19 protein-coding genes and 2 tRNA genes are annotated in these 15,469 nt (G+C 71.0%); 10 read left to right on the top strand and 11 right to left on the bottom strand.

Annotated elements, in window-relative coordinates; all coding sequences use genetic code 11:
* Positions 1-35 precede the first annotated feature (35 nt).
* From U5C87_RS12240 to U5C87_RS12210, 7 genes are all read left to right on the top strand, one after another.
* Positions 36-797, top strand: a complete 762-nt coding sequence (locus U5C87_RS12240; protein ID WP_330472853.1) for a DUF4129 domain-containing protein — start codon at positions 36-38, stop codon at positions 795-797.
* Complete coding sequence (locus U5C87_RS12235) at positions 794-1,447, top strand: hypothetical protein (protein WP_330472852.1); 654 nt, start codon at positions 794-796, stop codon at positions 1,445-1,447. Before U5C87_RS12240 ends, U5C87_RS12235 begins: the two co-directional genes overlap by 4 nt.
* 3 nt (positions 1,448-1,450) lie before the next feature.
* Positions 1,451-2,443 carry an AAA family ATPase gene (locus U5C87_RS12230; RefSeq protein ID WP_330472851.1) on the top strand — a complete coding sequence of 331 codons (993 nt, stop codon included), beginning with the start codon at positions 1,451-1,453 and terminating at the stop codon, positions 2,441-2,443.
* A gap of 30 nt (positions 2,444-2,473) precedes the next feature.
* The gene (locus U5C87_RS12225) at positions 2,474-3,763 is read left to right on the top strand and encodes a DUF58 domain-containing protein (protein ID WP_330472850.1); all 1,290 of its coding nucleotides are present in this window, start codon (positions 2,474-2,476) and stop codon (positions 3,761-3,763) included.
* A 2-nt stretch (positions 3,764-3,765) separates the two neighbouring features.
* Entirely contained in the window at positions 3,766-4,368 is a 603-nt protein-coding gene (locus U5C87_RS12220) for a hypothetical protein (protein WP_330472849.1), read from the top strand.
* Positions 4,369-4,487: 119 nt separating this feature from the next.
* Positions 4,488-5,141: a TetR/AcrR family transcriptional regulator gene (locus tag U5C87_RS12215; protein WP_330472848.1), complete on the top strand. Its 654-nt coding sequence runs from the start codon at positions 4,488-4,490 to the stop codon at positions 5,139-5,141.
* Positions 5,142-5,223: 82 nt separating this feature from the next.
* The gene (locus tag U5C87_RS12210; protein ID WP_330472847.1) at positions 5,224-6,747 is read left to right on the top strand and encodes an MFS transporter; all 1,524 of its coding nucleotides are present in this window, start codon (positions 5,224-5,226) and stop codon (positions 6,745-6,747) included.
* A gap of 75 nt (positions 6,748-6,822) precedes the next feature.
* On the opposite strand, the gene U5C87_RS12205 is transcribed toward U5C87_RS12210, so the two are convergent.
* The 8 genes from U5C87_RS12205 to tig all read right to left on the bottom strand — a co-directional run bounded on the left by U5C87_RS12205 (position 6,823) and on the right by tig (position 12,824).
* Positions 6,823-7,464, bottom strand: a complete 642-nt coding sequence (locus tag U5C87_RS12205) for a hypothetical protein (RefSeq protein WP_330472846.1) — start codon at positions 7,462-7,464, stop codon at positions 6,823-6,825.
* A 46-nt stretch (positions 7,465-7,510) separates the two neighbouring features.
* Positions 7,511-8,788: an ATP-dependent Clp protease ATP-binding subunit ClpX gene (gene clpX / locus U5C87_RS12200; protein ID WP_030200347.1), complete on the bottom strand. Its 1,278-nt coding sequence runs from the start codon at positions 8,786-8,788 to the stop codon at positions 7,511-7,513.
* 146 nt (positions 8,789-8,934) lie between these two features.
* Positions 8,935-9,105 carry a hypothetical protein gene (locus tag U5C87_RS12195; RefSeq protein WP_330472845.1) on the bottom strand — a complete coding sequence of 57 codons (171 nt, stop codon included), beginning with the start codon at positions 9,103-9,105 and terminating at the stop codon, positions 8,935-8,937.
* Positions 9,106-9,122: 17 nt separating this feature from the next.
* Complete coding sequence (locus tag U5C87_RS12190) at positions 9,123-9,377, bottom strand: acyl-CoA-binding protein (protein ID WP_030200352.1); 255 nt, start codon at positions 9,375-9,377, stop codon at positions 9,123-9,125.
* A gap of 115 nt (positions 9,378-9,492) precedes the next feature.
* Complete coding sequence (locus tag U5C87_RS12185; RefSeq protein WP_330472844.1) at positions 9,493-10,146, bottom strand: ATP-dependent Clp protease proteolytic subunit; 654 nt, start codon at positions 10,144-10,146, stop codon at positions 9,493-9,495.
* A gap of 30 nt (positions 10,147-10,176) precedes the next feature.
* Positions 10,177-10,815 carry an ATP-dependent Clp protease proteolytic subunit gene (locus U5C87_RS12180; protein WP_052358687.1) on the bottom strand — a complete coding sequence of 213 codons (639 nt, stop codon included), beginning with the start codon at positions 10,813-10,815 and terminating at the stop codon, positions 10,177-10,179.
* A 208-nt stretch (positions 10,816-11,023) separates the two neighbouring features.
* Entirely contained in the window at positions 11,024-11,308 is a 285-nt protein-coding gene (locus tag U5C87_RS12175) for a hypothetical protein (protein WP_330472843.1), read from the bottom strand.
* 163 nt (positions 11,309-11,471) lie between these two features.
* The gene (tig, locus tag U5C87_RS12170; RefSeq protein WP_330472842.1) at positions 11,472-12,824 is read right to left on the bottom strand and encodes a trigger factor; all 1,353 of its coding nucleotides are present in this window, start codon (positions 12,822-12,824) and stop codon (positions 11,472-11,474) included.
* 140 nt (positions 12,825-12,964) lie between these two features.
* On the opposite strand from tig, the gene U5C87_RS12165 reads away from it, so the two are divergent.
* The gene (locus tag U5C87_RS12165) at positions 12,965-13,480 is read left to right on the top strand and encodes a hypothetical protein (protein ID WP_030200369.1); all 516 of its coding nucleotides are present in this window, start codon (positions 12,965-12,967) and stop codon (positions 13,478-13,480) included.
* Between the two features lie 36 nt (positions 13,481-13,516).
* Here U5C87_RS12165 and U5C87_RS12160 read toward each other — a convergent pair whose 3' ends face one another.
* Both U5C87_RS12160 and U5C87_RS12155 read right to left on the bottom strand, forming a co-directional pair.
* On the bottom strand, positions 13,517-13,813 hold the full coding sequence (locus tag U5C87_RS12160; RefSeq protein WP_030200371.1) for a DUF2087 domain-containing protein: 297 nt from the start codon (positions 13,811-13,813) through the stop codon (positions 13,517-13,519).
* Between the two features lie 44 nt (positions 13,814-13,857).
* Positions 13,858-13,931 (bottom strand) — tRNA-Gly (locus U5C87_RS12155).
* 127 nt (positions 13,932-14,058) lie between these two features.
* On the opposite strand from U5C87_RS12155, the gene U5C87_RS12150 reads away from it, so the two are divergent.
* Positions 14,059-14,132: transfer RNA gene (locus U5C87_RS12150), tRNA-Pro, on the top strand.
* 216 nt (positions 14,133-14,348) lie between these two features.
* On the opposite strand, the gene trmB is transcribed toward U5C87_RS12150, so the two are convergent.
* Positions 14,349-15,089 (bottom strand): tRNA (guanosine(46)-N7)-methyltransferase TrmB, encoded by a 741-nt coding sequence (gene trmB, locus U5C87_RS12145; RefSeq protein ID WP_330472841.1) that lies wholly within the window; start codon positions 15,087-15,089, stop codon positions 14,349-14,351.
* Positions 15,090-15,223: 134 nt separating this feature from the next.
* Here trmB and U5C87_RS12140 point away from each other — a divergent pair, with 134 nt between their 5' ends.
* The gene (locus tag U5C87_RS12140) at positions 15,224-15,427 is read left to right on the top strand and encodes an antitoxin (RefSeq protein ID WP_030200376.1); all 204 of its coding nucleotides are present in this window, start codon (positions 15,224-15,226) and stop codon (positions 15,425-15,427) included.
* The last annotated feature ends 42 nt before the right edge of the window (positions 15,428-15,469 follow it).

The following is a 15,469-nucleotide window of genomic DNA, read 5'->3' as shown; positions in this document are numbered from 1 at the left end:
ACTGTCGGGCTCCCTGCTGGCATAAGGTCTCTCGCATGTCGAGACGGGGGGTGCAGCTCACCTTCGCCGGTGCCGCCGTCGTCATGGCCGCCCTGGTCGTGGCTGCGCTGGGCCGGCCGCTGTCGCTGCTCTCGCGCCCGACCGACACGCAGACGTTCACGCCGCTGCCCACGGTCACCTCGACGCCGCCGAGCCTCACGCTGCCGGCCACGACGTACACGACCAACCCGGCACCGTTCGACCCCTCGCCGGTGCTCATCACGCTCGTCCAGCTGATCCTCGTCGCCACCGGCCTGCTCGTCGCCTTCGCGCTGGTCCAGCTGGTCCGCTCGCTCCTGCGGCGACGCCCTCACCTCGAGCTGCACGAGGAGCCCGACTTCGCGATCCCCGTCGTGCCGGGCGAGCTGCTCGAGGCCGCCCGCGCGCGTCTGCGCGACCTCGAGTCCGGCGAGCCGCGCAACGCCATCGTCGCTGCGTGGCTCGGCCTCGAGACGTCCGCCGCCGCCACGGGGCTGCCCCGCCTGCCGGCCGAGACCTCGAGCGAGTACACCGAACGCGTCATCGGGGTCTGGCCCGTCGACTCCGAGCGGCTTGGCGACCTCGCGGCGCTCTACCGCGAGGCCCGCTTCTCCGTGCACGAGCTCGGCGAGGGTCACCGCGACCGCGCCGTCACCGACCTCCGGGTGCTCATCGCCGACCTCGAGCGCGTCGCCTCGCGCCAGGCCGCGGAACGGGCCCAGCGGGAGGCCGAGCAGCAGGCCGCTGCCTCGTCGTCCCCGGGGAGGGATCGGCCGTGAGCAGCCAACCGGACGGCACGACCCCTCAGACCCGACGCGAGGCGCGCGAGGCGCGCGAGGCGCGCGAGGGCGTCCCGAAGACGAGCGTGCGGCCGCTCCCGCGCGGTGCGGTTCGCCGCGAGCAGACCGGGAGGCGGGCGCTCGTCGCCGCGCTGCGCCCGTGGCGGCGGCGGATCGTCTGGCTGCTGCTGACCTGGGTGGCGCTGTCGGCCCTGACGGCTGCGCTCGGTCTCGCGCCGGACGTGCCGGCGCTCCTCGCGATCGTCGTCGCCGTCGCGATGCTGTCCTGGCACCTGCTCGACCACACCGAGCCCCACGAGCTGACGCTCTGGCCCCTCGTCGACGGCGGCTTCGGCGGTCACTCGCGCGGCAACGACTTCCGGGTCACCAACCTCGCGGCGCGCCTCGAGGCCGCCGACCGCCGCAAGGAGGGCCGCGAGAGCGTCGTGCACGACGTGCACCTCCAGCTGCAGGTGCTCATCCGCGAACGCCTCTTCGCCAAGCACGGCATCGTCGCCGAGGAGGAGCCCCGGTGGGCGCAGGGCGTCACCCCGCCCGAGCTGTGGGACCTGCTCGTCGGCCTGCCGCCGCCCGACCTCTACCGCCCCCAGCGCCTCGACCCCATCCTCCGACGAATCGAGCAGTGGTAACGCATGACCGAGATGAACCTGACCCGGGTCAGTGAGCTGAGCAGCGCCGTCCTCGACGAGGTCGACCGCGCCGTGGTCGGCAAGCGCGAGGCGCTGCGGCTCGTGCTCTCGGGCATCCTCGCCGGTGGGCACGTGCTCATGGAGGACTTTCCGGGCCTGGGCAAGACGCTCGCCGCGCGCAGCTTCGCCCAGACCCTCGGGCTCGACTTCAAGCGGGCCCAGTTCACCCCGGACCTGCTGCCCGGCGACATCACCGGCTCGTTCGTCTACGACCAGCGCGAGGGCGAGTTCGCGTTCCGTGCCGGTCCGCTCTTCGCCGGGATGCTCCTCGCCGACGAGATCAACCGCACCCCGCCGAAGACCCAGGCCGCGCTGCTCGAGGCGATGCAGGAGAAGCAGGTGACGGTCGAGGGCCGCACCTTCCAGCTCCCCCGCCCCTTCCACGTGCTCGCCACGGCGAACCCCGTCGAGTACGAAGGCACCTACCCGCTGCCCGAGGCCCAGCTCGACCGCTTCCTCATGCGCATCTCGTTCGGCTACCCGACCCTCGACGAGGAGTGGGAGATCCTGTCCAACCGCATGGCCCGGCAGCGCGAGGAGCAGACGCTTGAGCCCGTCGTGGACGCGCAGACGCTCCTCGCGATGCAGGCCGCGGTCGAGGCGACCGTCGTCGACGAGTCGGTCGGGCGCTACTGCGTCGCGCTGACGGCGGCGAGCCGCACCCACAGCGACGTCCTCATGGGCGCCTCGCCGCGCGGCGCGCTCGGTCTGCTCCTCTGCGCCCGGGCGTATGCCGTCATCGACGGCCGCGACTACGTGACGCCCGAGGACGTCAAGGCCGTCGCGGTCCCGGTCCTCGCGCACCGGATCACGGTCAAGCCGGAGCTGTGGATGAGCAACGCCTCCGGCCACAGCATCGTCGAGAGCCTGCTGCGCACCGTCGCCACCCCGTCGGCGCGCGAGCACCTCGTGGCGGACCCGACGACGGGGGCCTGAGCGAGCATGCCGGAGTGGCGCCCCCAGCAAATGGTGACCCGACGCCTCGGCGCGTGGGAGCCGACCGCTGCCCACCAGCGCGCCATCGTGCTCGGGGCCGCGGGCGCCATCGTCGCGGTCATCGGCCGGCGGGCCGACCTGCTCGTCATCGTCGCCCCGCTCGTCGTCGCCGCCCTGTGGGGTCACCTCGCGCGGCCCCGGAGCGAGGTCACCGGCACGGCCCGCCTCGGCGACACGACCTTCCGGGAGGGTTCGGTCACCGGCGTCCGGGTGACCATCGAGCCGTCCCCGCCCGAGGTCCACGGGGTCGTGACGCTGGCCCAGGCCCCGTGGGTGGAGCGCAAGCCCTCGAGCGGTGTCGTCGAGCTCGAGGACGGCGTCGCCACCCTCGGCGTGCGGTCCACGCGCTGGGGACGGCGCCGCGTGGGCACCGTGGGCATCGCCCTCGTCAGCACGTGGGGAGCCTTCCGCGTCGGCCCGGTCGACCTGCCCGACCTCGCGTCGGCGACGCTGCCGGTGCCGGCGTCCTTCGACGCGAGCGCCCCGACGCCGCACCCGCGCGGCATCGTCGGGCTCAACCGCTCCAACCGGCCCGGGTCCGGCTCCGAGTTCAACACGATCCGCCGCTTCCACCCGGGCGACCGGCTCCGGCGCATCCACTGGCCCGTCTCGATGCGCACCGGCGAGCTGCACGTCACCTCGACCTTCACCGACGAGGATGCCCACGTCTTCCTGCTCGTCGACTGCTTCAGCGACCTCGGGCCACGCGAGGGCATCGACGGCCCCCCGACGAGCCTCGACGTCACGGTCCGAGCAGCCGGCGCCATCAGCGAGCACTTCCTGCGCAGCAACGACCGCCTGACGCTGCGCACGGTCGGCGCAGCGGAGGTGCCGACGCTCGGCGTCGGGTCGGGCACCAACCACCTGCGCCGCGTGCTCGACACGCTCGCCGCGATCTCCCCCGCGACGGAGAGCAGGGACACTGGCGACCGTGCCATCCGGGGCGTCGACCCGAACGCCCTGTGCCTCGTGCTCTCTCCGCTCATCGACCCGACGATGGTGGGGCTCGCGCACACCCTTGCCGCGCGCGGGATGACCGTGGTCGTCGTCGACACGTTCCCGGACCACCTCGTCACCGACTCGAGCGACGTCTACCAGTCGCTGGCTTGGCGCATGCGCCTGCTGTCGCGTGACTCCGAGGTCCACGCCCTGCGCCTGCGCGGCGTGCCCGTCGTGCCGTGGCGAGGGCCCGGCTCGCTGGACCAGGTGCTGCGCGACATCGCCCGGCGAGCGTCCGCGCCCCGGATGGCGAGGCGGTGACCGTGCCCGAGACCCAGCCCCAGCCCCAGCCCCGGCCCCAGCCGACCAGTTCCACGCCGGTCCGGGTCCGGCGCACCGTGCACTTCGGGGCCGGGCCCGAGTGGTCGCTCAGCCAGGTCGGGGCGACCCTGGCGGCAACGGGCGGCGTGGCCGTCTTCCTCGCGAGCCTGTTCCTGTCCACCGGAGGCTTCGACGCCATCTGGTGGGCGCTCGTCCTGCTGCCGCTGGTGACCATGACGTGGGCGGGCTCGGCGGCGCCGCTCGCCTACTGGGGACTGCTCCTCTTCGGCTGGTTCATCCTCACCCCGGCCGGCTCCTTCTCCTGGTGGTCGCTCCCCGCCGCCGCCGGCTGCGTCGTGGGCCACGCCGCCACCGCCCTGTCCGCCTCGGCTCCCCCGGCCGGCTCGTTCGCGGCTCCGACGGCGCGACGGTGGCTGCGTCACACTGCGATCGCCTTCGCTGCCGCCGTGCCCGTCGCCGTCCTGGCGGGGCTGCTGGCCGGGCGTTCCCTCGGACTCGTGCCCGCGGCATACGTCATCGGTCTGGGGGGCGTCGCCGTGGGTCTGTGGATGGTGCGCACGAGCCCGCCCGTCGGTCGCCCGTGAGCAGCCGGCGCGGCGACGGCGGGTGAGTCCGGACAAGACGTTTGCCATTCGCCGAAACTCGACCTACGCTTTCGATGAAACGAAACAGTTTCGTTTCATCGGGGTGGGAGCGGGTGAGCATGAGCACGACCGACACGGCCGGCGGCACGACGGACATCGCGGACACGGCGCATGCCAGCCGTCCGCGCGTCGCCGGTGACCGCGAGGTCGAGATCCTCGAGGCCGCGATCGACGTCCTGCGTGATGCCGGCTACGACCGGCTGACGTTCGACGCCGTCGCGAGCGCGGCGCGGGCGTCCAAGGCGACGCTCTACCGCCGGTGGCCCCACAAGCGCGACCTCGTCATCGACGCGGTCGGGCTGTTCATCGGCTGTCCCGCCGAGCAGGACCCCGACACCGGGAGCCTGCGCGGCGACCTGCTCGCCCAGGCCTGCGCCGACGGGGGCCTCGACGACGAGGTCGTCATCGGCACGTGGGGGGCCCTGCTCCCCGTCATCCACCGCGAGCCCGAGCTGGCACGCGGCATCCACGAGCGGTTCCTGGCCCCGAAGATCGAGGCCACCCGCACCATCTTCGAGCACGCCCGACAGCGCGGTGAGATCGGCGCCGACGCCGACCTCGACACCCTGCTGATGATCCTGCCGTCCCTGTCGATCCACGAGGCGCTGCTCTCGGGACACCTGCCGGGACCGCACCGCATCGCCGAGTTCGTGGACAGCGTCGTCCTCCCGGCCTGCGCCGCCACCCTCGCGTCCGCGCCCAGCACCCGCTGAGCCCGCCCGCGACGAGGCGTCACACCACCATTCCTGCCTGTCCTCGAGAGGAACACCTATGTCGTCGACCACGGTGGAGCAGGTGAACGAGCCCTCGGGCGAGTTCACCTCCCACGACACCCCGCCCAAGCGCCTCGGTCTGGCGCTCTTCGTCATCTGCGCCGCGCAGCTCATGATCGTGCTCGACGGCACCATCGTGAACATCGCGCTCCCCCACATCGAGACCGACCTCGGCTTCAGCCAGGCCAACCTCCAGTGGGTCATCACGATCTACACCCTCGCCTTCGGTGGCGTGCTGCTGCTCGGCGGGCGTCTCGGTGACCTCTACGGCCGCCGTCGCATGTTCGTCTGGGGCATCGTGCTCTTCACGATCGCCTCGCTCGTCGCGGGCATCGCCCAGAACGAGACGATGATGCTCGCCGCGCGGGCCGTCCAGGGCCTCGGCGGCGCGCTCGCAGCGCCCAACGCGCTCGCCCTCATCACGACGACCTTCCCGGCGGGCAAGGAGCGCAACCGCGCGATGGGCGTCTTCGCCGCCATGTCCGGCGCCGGCGCCGCCATCGGCCTCATCCTCGGTGGTGCACTGACCGAGATCGACTGGCGCTGGAACTTCTTCATCAACCTGCCCATCGGCATCGTCGTCGCGCTCCTCGCGCAGCGCATCCTCACCGAGTCCGAGGACGGCCGCGGCTCGCTCGACGTCCCCGGTGCGATCACCTCGATCGCCGGCCTGTCCACGCTCGTCTACGGCCTGACCCACGCTGCGAGCACCTCGTGGAGCGATGCCACGACGATCACCTACCTCGCCGTCGGCGTGGCCCTGCTCGTCGCGTTCGTCGTCATCGAAACCCGCATTGCGCACCCGCTCCTGCCGATGCGCATCCCCGGCGACCGCACGCGCGGCACGTCCTACTTCGTCATGCTCATCGTCGGTGCGGGCATGTTCGCGATGTTCTACTTCCTCGGCATCTACATCCAGAGCATCCTCGGCTACTCGCCGCTCAAGACCGGTCTCGCGTTCCTGCCGTTCTCGGTCGGCATCGTCGTGGCCGCGCAGGTCGCCAGCTTCCTCATCGCCAAGGTCGACCCGCGCTGGATCTCCGGCGCCGGCGCCGCGTTCGCGACGCTCGGCATGTGGGGCTTCACCCACCTGACCCCGCAGAGCACGTATGCCTCGGGCCTGCTCCCGTGGATCGTCATCCTCGCGTTCGGCCTGGGCCTGATCTTCGTGCCGCTCACGCTGACGGCCGTGCACGGTGTGGCCCACGAGGACTCGTCGGTCGCCTCCGCGGTGCTCAACACCATGCAGCAGGTCGGTGGCACACTCGGTCTCGCGACGCTGAGCACGATCTTCGTCAACAACCTCAACGACAAGGTCGCCGAGCTGACCGCCAAGCTGCCGCAGGGTGGTCCGGCTCCCTCGAAGGAGCAGCTCGCCGCGGCGCAGAAGATGATCGCCGACGAGGCGTTCACCTACGGCGCCAGCCGGGCCTACCTCGTCGCGGCCATCATGATCGCGGTCGGCGGCGTCGTGACGCTCGTCGCGCTGCACGTGCGCCACGAGGAGCTTGCGACGGACGGAGCCGCCCCGGCCCACATGGGCTGACCCGCGTCGTTCCCTCGCTGCCCGCGCAGCTCGTTCGAGGTGATCCCGACACCCCCATGGGTGCCGGGATCACCTCTACTCGGCGTTGCCGGAGGCCCAGACGGCCGCCCACGGGACGTCCCAGCCGGCGACCGCGAGCCGGCGCTCGACGAAGGCGTGCTGCGGCAGGTCGACGACGCGGCCGACCGACGGCTCGTAGACGTCGAGCTCCTGCTCCCCCGTCGGCGGCAGGACGAGCACGACGTGCCGCGGCGACCACGCGTTGCCGACGTAGAGCAGGGCGGGACGGCCGGGACGCACCCGACGGCGCAGCTCGGCATACGTGTGCCCCAGCCCCACCCGCCCCCGGTGGCGGAACCAGGCCACCTCGTAGTCGGCCTCGGGGTCGGCCGCGCCGAACTCGAGCTCGTGGAGGCCGCCCCACGGCGGCGTGCCGAGCGCCCGGGGCCACGGCAGCTGGAGACGTCGCCCCGCACCGAGAAGGGCGTTGGTGCGGGAGGCGACGACCTGCTCGTAGGCGGCGAAGCGCTGCGCCTCGGTGCGCGCGTCAGGCACGTCGCCGTCATGGGCGTCCTTGCGGATGCCGTCGCGGATCCACTGCGCGAACGCCGGGTTGGCCAGCATGCGGGCGACCGTGAGGGAGGCCGAGCCGCACGTCGTGCTCGTCTGCTGCACGGGCGCGCTGTCGCCGGCGACGAGCCGGAAGGGAGCGACCACCGATCAGCCTCCGATCACCCGAGGGTGGCGCGACGACGCACAGGCGTCAGGCGGATTCCTTGCGCGGCCGCTTGGCGCGAGGCTCGGCCTCACGGCGCACGATCGTCGGGTTGACGTTGTCGAGCACGACCTCGCGCGTGACGACGACGCGGGCGATCTCGTCATCGCTCGGGACGTCGAACATCACGGGGAGGAGGACCTCCTCCATGATGGCGCGCAGGCCGCGGGCACCGGTGCCGCGCAGCAGCGCCTGGTCGGCCACCGCGGCGATGGCGTCGTCGGTGAACTCGAGGTCGACACCGTCGATCTCGAACATCTTCTGGTACTGCTTGACGAGCGCGTTGCGCGGCACCGTGAGGATGTTGACGAGGGCCTGCTGGTCGAGCGGCGCGAGCGTCGTCAGGACCGGCAGACGGCCGATGAACTCGGGGATGAGACCGAACTTCAGCAGGTCCTCGGGCATGACGTCCTGGAAGCTGTCGCCGAGGTCCTTCGGGTTGTGCAGCGGCTGGCCGAAGCCGAGGCCCTTGCGACCCGAGCGCGACTCGATGATCTTCTCGAGACCGGCGAAGGCGCCGCCGACGATGAAGAGCACGTTGGTCGTGTCGATCTGGATGAACTCCTGGTGCGGGTGCTTGCGACCGCCCTGCGGCGGGACCGACGCGGTCGTGCCCTCGAGGATCTTGAGCAGCGCCTGCTGCACGCCCTCGCCGGAGACGTCGCGCGTGATCGAGGGGTTCTCGCTCTTGCGGGCGATCTTGTCGACCTCGTCGATGTAGATGATGCCCGTCTCGGCCTTCTTGACGTCATAGTCGGCGGCCTGGATGAGCTTGAGGAGGATGTTCTCGACGTCCTCACCGACGTAGCCGGCCTCGGTCAGGGCCGTCGCGTCGGCGATGGCGAACGGCACGTTGAGCATCTTGGCCAGCGTCTGCGCGAGGTACGTCTTGCCCGAGCCGGTGGGCCCGATGAGCAGGATGTTGGACTTCGCGATGTCGATGTGGTCGTCGTCGCGCTTGACGCCCTCACCGGCCTGGATGCGCTTGTAGTGGTTGTAGACCGCCACGGCGAGCGACTTCTTCGCGACGTCCTGGCCGATGACGTAGTTCTCGAGGAAGTCGAAGATCTCGCGCGGCTTCGGCAGGTGGTCGAGGCCCAGCTCGCTGCTCTCGGCGAGCTCCTCCTCGATGATCTCGTTGCAGAGGTCGATGCACTCGTCGCAGATGTACACACCGGGACCGGCGATGAGCTTCTTGACCTGCTTCTGGCTCTTTCCGCAGAAAGAGCACTTGAGGAGGTCTCCGCCTTCTCCGATGCGTGCCACCGATTCGCTCCTGGTCCGTCGGCGCCGAACGCTGGGGTGCACCCGGCCGGCCCCGAGGGGGGCCGACTCCTATTAGACGACGGAGGGGGCCACCCCCGCTCGCGCAACGCCGTTTGTCCGCTGATGGCGGACAAACGACGAGGTTGTCACTTGAACGCCGTTCCACCCGAATCCGGCTGTGCCCCACGGTCTTCGCCGCCGTCGAGGCGCTGGCGGCGACGCGTGAGCAGGCCCAGTCCCACCGCCAGCGCGAGCCCGCCGAACATCACGACGAGCAGCCCCACGAGGGCGATGACGAGCATCGTCGTCCCGGACATCCCACCTCCTGCGAGCGTCAGCCGGCCGTGAGGTCCCGGACGATGGCGACGTACTGCTCCTCGGCCGCCTCGGGCGAGGTTCCCGACAGCTTGGCCCACGCGTCGTACTTGGCGCGGCCGACCGGGTTGGTGAAGCCGGGCCGAGAGCCGGTCGCGTCACCGGCAGTCGCCTGCTTGAACAGCCCGTAGAGGCGCAGCTTCACCTCGTTGCCGGGGTCGGTCGTCAGGCCCTTGACCGCCTCGACCGCCTGCTCGAACTCCGCACCCGCCATGACAGCACCTCCACGCTCGACGTCCGGTTCACCAACCATCCAAGCAGGTATGCCGAGGGCCGGGTCCCAGCGGAACCCGGCCCAGCGGCATACGTGCTCGACAGCGAGCGGGAGCTCAGCTCTCGAGCGAGGCCTTGCGAGAGGCGAGCACCTCGTCGATGAGGCCGTACTCCTTGGCGTCCTCGGCGGAGAGGATCTTGTCGCGCTCGATGTCGCTGCGCACCTGGTCGGACGTGCGGCCCGTGTGGTGCGCGAGGGTGTCCTCGAGCCACGTGCGCATGCGCAGCACCTCGTTGGCCTGGATCTCGATGTCCGAGGCCTGGCCGTAGTCGCCGCCCGAGAGCGCCGGCTGGTGGATGAGGATGCGGGCGTTCGGCAGGGCGAAGCGCTTGCCCGGCGCACCGGCGCCGAGGAGCACCGCGGCGGCCGAGGCGGCCTGGCCGATGACGAACGTCTGGATGTCGGGCCGGACGAACTGCATCGTGTCGTAGATCGCCGTCATGGCGGTGAACGAGCCACCCGGGCTGTTGATGTACATGAGGATGTCGCGGTCGGGGTCGAGCGACTCCAGCACGAGCAGCTGGGCGATGATGTCGTCGGCCGACGCGTCGTCGACCTGCACGCCGAGGAAGATGATGCGGTCCTCGAAGAGCTTGTTGTAGGGGTCGGACCGCTTCATGCCGTAGGAGGTGCGCTCCTCGAACTGCGGCAGGATGTAGCGGCTCGACGGCGCGGCGACCGCGAGGCGGTTGGTGGGTTCGATGTTCATGCGTGTCTCCAAGTCCTGTTCAGGCCGCGGTCAGTTCTCGCCCTTGGCGTCGGCCTGGCCGACACCCTTGCCCTCGACCGCCTGGTCGGACCGGCTGAAGACGTGGTCGACGAAGCCGTACTCCTTGGCCTCCTCCGCGCTGAACCAGCGGTCGCGGTCGGAGTCCTTCTCGATCTGCTCGACGGTCTGGCCGGTGTGCTCGGCGATGAGCTGCGCCATCTGCTTCTTGACGTAGAGCATCTGCTCGGCCTGGATCTTGATGTCGGTGGCCGTGCCGCCGATGCCGCCCGAGGGCTGGTGCATCATGACGCGGGCGTGGGGCGTGGCGTAGCGCTTGCCCTTGGTGCCGGCCGACAGCAGGAACTGGCCCATCGAGGCGGCCATGCCCATCGCGACGGTGGCGACGTCGTTGGGGATCCAGTTCATCGTGTCGAAGATGGCCATGCCGGCAGAGATCGAGCCGCCGGGGCTGTTGATGTAGAGCCAGATGTCCTTCTCGGGGTCCTCGGCCGACAGCAGCAGCAGCTGCGCGGCGATGGCGTTCGCGTTGTCGTCGCGGACGTCGGACCCGAGGAAGATGATCCGCTCCTTGAGCAGGCGGTTATAGATGTGGTCGTCCAGACCACCCGGCATGCCGTTGCCGTTGGCGGAGGTCTCCGAAATCACCATGTCTCCATCGTCGAAGTGGTCCAGCCTCTCGCCACGGGATGCGGCGCCGGCTGGCTCGTCACTGACCCTAACGCCCGACCCCTCGGGCAGATTTCCCGAACCGCGCCGTGTTCGCCGTGAGCGCACAAACCTGAGCCGGGCGGGCGCAACCACGCGCACGGACCCCACCGGTCGTATGCCGTCCGGCGGGGCCCGTGACCGTGTGCGGTCAGCTGTTCAGGCCGTTGTCCTGCCCGGAGTCGACCACGTCGGACTCGGCGCCGTTGGGCCGGTCCGAGACGTCGTCGAACGAGCCGTTGCCGCCGGCCTGCTCGAGCGAGCGGTCGCGCGGCTCGTCGACGGCGTTGCTGCCGTCGAGGTTGCCGCGGGCTGCGTCGTCGCCCGAGCCCTGCGCCGCGGTGCTGTCGCGCTCGGGCGGGTTGGTGCCCTCGGGGTCGGTGCTGTTGATGTCGGTGTCGGCCATGCCGGCGCCCGACTCGTCGGTGCTGCTCATCTCAGGCTCCCTCGTCGAGGTGCGAGCCGCCGGACGGCGACCGTCGGTGACGTACCCCGAGCCTCACCCCCGGCAACCCCGGGCCCACGCTCGTCCACCCCCGGGTACGCGTGAGGCCGGCTCCCGAGCGGGAGCCGGCCTCACGGCATACGTGCGGTGCAGGTCAGGCGTCGGCCTTCTCGGCCTGCTCGGCCTGCGCGTCGGCGGCCTCGTCAGCGTCATCAGCCGCGTCGGCCTCGTCACCCTCGGTGCCGGGCACGGCCTCGTTGAGGTCGATGACGTTGCCGGCGGTGTCCTTGACGGCGACCTTCTCGAGGACCGTGGCGAGCGCCTTGCGGCGGGCGACCTCGGCGACCATGGCGGGGATCTGACCCTCCTGGTCGAGCGACTGCGCGAACTGGTTGGGGTCCATGCCGTACTGCTGCGAGCTCATGACGAGGAACTCGATGAGCTCCTGCTGCTCGACCTTGACCTCTTCCTTCTCGGCGATCGCGTCGAGGACGAGCTGGGTCTTGAGGCCCTTGCGGGTGCTCTCGCCGACCTCGGCACGGTGCTCGTCGTCCTCGAGACGACCCTCGCCCTCGAGGTGGCTGTGCACCTCGGCCTCGACGATGCTCTCGGGGATCGGCACCTCGACCTTCTCGAGGATGGCCTCGAGGAGCTTGTCGCGGGCCGCGACGCCCTGGGCGAACTTGGCGTCGATCTCGGCCTTGGCCGTGAGGTCGGCCTTGAGCTCGTCGAGCGTGTCGAACTCCGAGGCCAGCTGGGCGAACTCGTCGTCGAGCTCGGGCAGCTCGCGCTCCTTGACCGCGGTGACGGTCACGGTGCAGTCGGCCTCCTGGCCCTCCTGGTCGCCGCCGGCGAGCGGGGCGGTGAAGCTCTTGGTCTCGTCGGCCGTCATGCCGATGAGCGCCTCGTCGAGGCCCTCGAGCATGTTCTTGCTGCCGACCTCGTAGGAGACGCCGGTCACCTCGTCGATCTGCTCGCCGTCGATCTCGGCGGACAGGTCGATCGAGACGAAGTCGCCGTCCTGGACGGCGCGGTCGACGCCCTTGAGGGTGCCGAAGCGGGCGCGCAGGTCGGTGAGGCGCTGCTCGACGGCCTCGTCCTCGACCTTGGCCTCGTCGACGGTCAGCTCGATGTCGCTGAAGTCGGGCAGGTCGATCTCGGGGCGCTTGTCGACCTCGGCGGTGAAGACGAAGTCCTCGCCGTCGGTCGCGGGCACCTGGAGGTCGGTGATCTCGGGCTGGCCGAGCGGGCGGACCTCGTTCTCCTCGAGGGCCTGGCCGTAGAAGGTCGGGAGGGCGTTGTTGACGGCCTCCTCGAGGACGGCCGCGCGGCCGACGCGCTGCTCGATGATGCGGGCCGGCACCTTGCCCTTGCGGAAGCCGGGCACCTGGATGTGCTCACCGATGTGCTTGATGGCCGCATCGAGGCTCGGCTTGAGCTCCTCGAAAGGGACCTCGACGGTCATCTTGACCCGGGTCGGGCTGAGGGTCTCGAGCGCACTCTTCACTGCGGGTTACTCCATTGGGGTGGTGCCGACGTGGTCGTCGACGGTGAACGGACGGGCCAGCGCACCATGCTATAGGGCAGGCGGCCGATGGCTAAATGCGCGGATCGTCCGTCGCGCTCCCACGCCTATGCTCGGGACCCATGAGCACCCCTCCCGGACCGTTCGCCTCCCCCGAGAGTGCCGCCCTGCGCCCCATCCAGATGGTGTCGATCGCGGTCGGCATGGGGGCGCTGATGCTGAGCGCCGTGCGCATCATCGTCGACCCGTCGGCTCCCATGCCGTCGCCGTGGGCCGTCGGCATCGTGCTGGCCACGCTCGTCGCCTCCGCCACGCTGATCCGCTACGTCGGGTATGCCGTCCCGTCCCTCCCTCACGGCCTGCCGCGGGAGAACGCCGAGACCACGAGCCTGCGCTACTTCACCTCGACGACGACCCTGCGGACCGCGCTCGCGGAGGCTCCGGTGCTCGTCGCGTTCGCGTGCTCGTTCGCCTTCACCCCCCACTCGTGGCTCCCACTGCTCATCGCGCTGCCGGGCGGGCTGGCGCTGTTCTGGGTCCACGGGTGGCCGTCCGCGCGCACAGCCGCGGCCGTCGAGGCCGGCCTCGAGGCCGACGGCGCCGAGAGCTGGCTGAGCGAGGCCCTCGGCTTCCGCTGAGCCCCGTCTCTCGATGGCGTATGCCGGGTGGCCGGGTCAGTCGACCGTGCCGCCGCTGCGCCAGTACCGGCCGTCGGCCCGCTCGAGGAAGCCCTCCTCGACGAGGTAGCGCCGCAGGGCCGCGACGTCGGGGTGGAAGGCACGCAGGCGGTTGTTGACCTGGCTCTCGTCGTACCTCTCCCCCGGCTCGAACTCCTGCGCGAGCAGGTCGAGCACGACGAGGCGCTTGCGGATCTTGGTGGGGATGCTCGTCAGGGAGCCGTCGGGCGCGAGGAACGAGCGGAGGACGGCGTCGCGGTCGCGGAGGGCGTCCTGCAGGTCGGGGCGGAACATGCGGCCCACGCTAGGAAGTGGGCACGCCCGCGGGCAAAGGCTTTTGGAGCGGGCGACGAGAATCGAACTCGCGTGATCAGTTTGGAAGACTGAGGCTCTACCATTGAGCTACGCCCGCACGGCGCCGGCGGTGCCGGCGATCCGAGGTGCAAGCGTACTGGGTCGTGCACGGTCCGCCGAAATCGGGCCGATCCGGCGGCGGGGCCGGGGTCGCTCCCCACTCGTCCGCTACGATTCCGACGCCACGGGGTGTGGCGCAGCTTGGTAGCGCATTGCGTTTGGGACGCAAGGGCCGCAGGTTCAAATCCTGTCACCCCGACTCATCGAAGGGCCTGGCTGACGCGACTCCGTCGCTGTCAGCCAGGCCCTTCGTTCGTCGGGGTGCACAGGATGCCGGGAGGCCGAGCAGGCGCGGCGAGGAACGAGCCGCGGCAGCGAGGCCGGCGTCCTGTCACCCCGCGATGCAGCGGACCGGGGCCTCGACGCCAGTCATGGAGGCACTCCGGCACTTCGTGCCAGAAAGACTCCTCGACGCTCACGGCAGCGGGTCGAGGCGCAGCTCGTTGATCGTGCGGCCGACGGCAATTCCCTTGGCCTCGAAGCCGTCTCGCGGACGCCACTCCGGCCGGGGGACCCGACGCGCGTCGAACCGCGGGTGGGCGGCGACCTCGGCGAGGGCATGCTCGGCGTAGAAGTCCTGGTCGGTGGCGATGAGCACGTGGCCACCCGGCTTGAGCACCCGGCCGAGCAGGTCGAGGTTGGCGGGGCTGACGAAGCGCCGTTTCGTGTGCTTCTGCTTGCGCCACGGGTCGGGGAAGAAGAGGTGGACGGCGTCGAAGGTGGCGTCCGGCACGCGTTCCTCCATGAAGAGCACGGCGTCGCCGATCTCGACCCTGAGGTTGGGCACGCCGGCCTCGTCGGCGTCGGCGAGCATGCGGGCGAGCCCGGGGGTGTGGACATCCATGGCCACGATGTCGTGCTCGGGGAAGGCCGCGGCATACGCGATCGCCGCGTGGCCGTGGCCGCACCCGATCTCGAGGACGACGGGGGCACGGCGCCCGAAGGCGGCCTCGGCGTCGAAGGTGCCCTCGGGCAGCGACCGGGCGGGCGCGAGGCGCTCGACCCGGTCCTTGGTCAGCGAGGACAGCCGGCCACGGCGCACGAAGGTGCGCACGCGCGCGGGCGTGACACCCGGCGGCAGGTCGGGCACGACGTGCTCCTTGCGCCGGTCGGTGCCGGCCTCGCGGGTGCTCGCTTCGGTGGGGTGCTCACTCACGCAGGCATCGTAGTGACGCCGGGCGCTGTCCCGAAGTTCGCTGCGGCCCGGCCCCTCCCGGCCGACGGTGGGAGGGCTAAGTTGGAGGGCGCACGAGGGCCACGGAGCGGCCCTCGACGACCGAGAGGCAAGCCATGGGCGTCTTCGACAACATGAAGGACAAGGTCGGCGACCTCGTCGACCAGCACGGTGACCAGGTGGGCGACGGCGTCGACAAGGCCGGCGACTTCGTCGACGAGAAGACGGGCGGCCAGTACGCCGACAAGGTCGACCAGGGTCAGGAGGGCCTGAAGAACGGGCTCGACGGGCTCGACGGCCAGGACGACGACATCCGCTGACGCACACAACCGACGTGGAGGAGGGTGGCGGCCGGACGGCCG

Origin of the sequence: Terrabacter sp. C0L_2 (genome assembly GCF_036352015.1) — a bacterium.
Classification (GTDB): Bacteria; Actinomycetota; Actinomycetes; order Actinomycetales; family Dermatophilaceae; genus Terrabacter; species Terrabacter tumescens.
The sequence above is the reverse complement of the archived record's forward strand: the minus strand, read 5'-3'. Positions and strand labels throughout refer to the sequence as shown.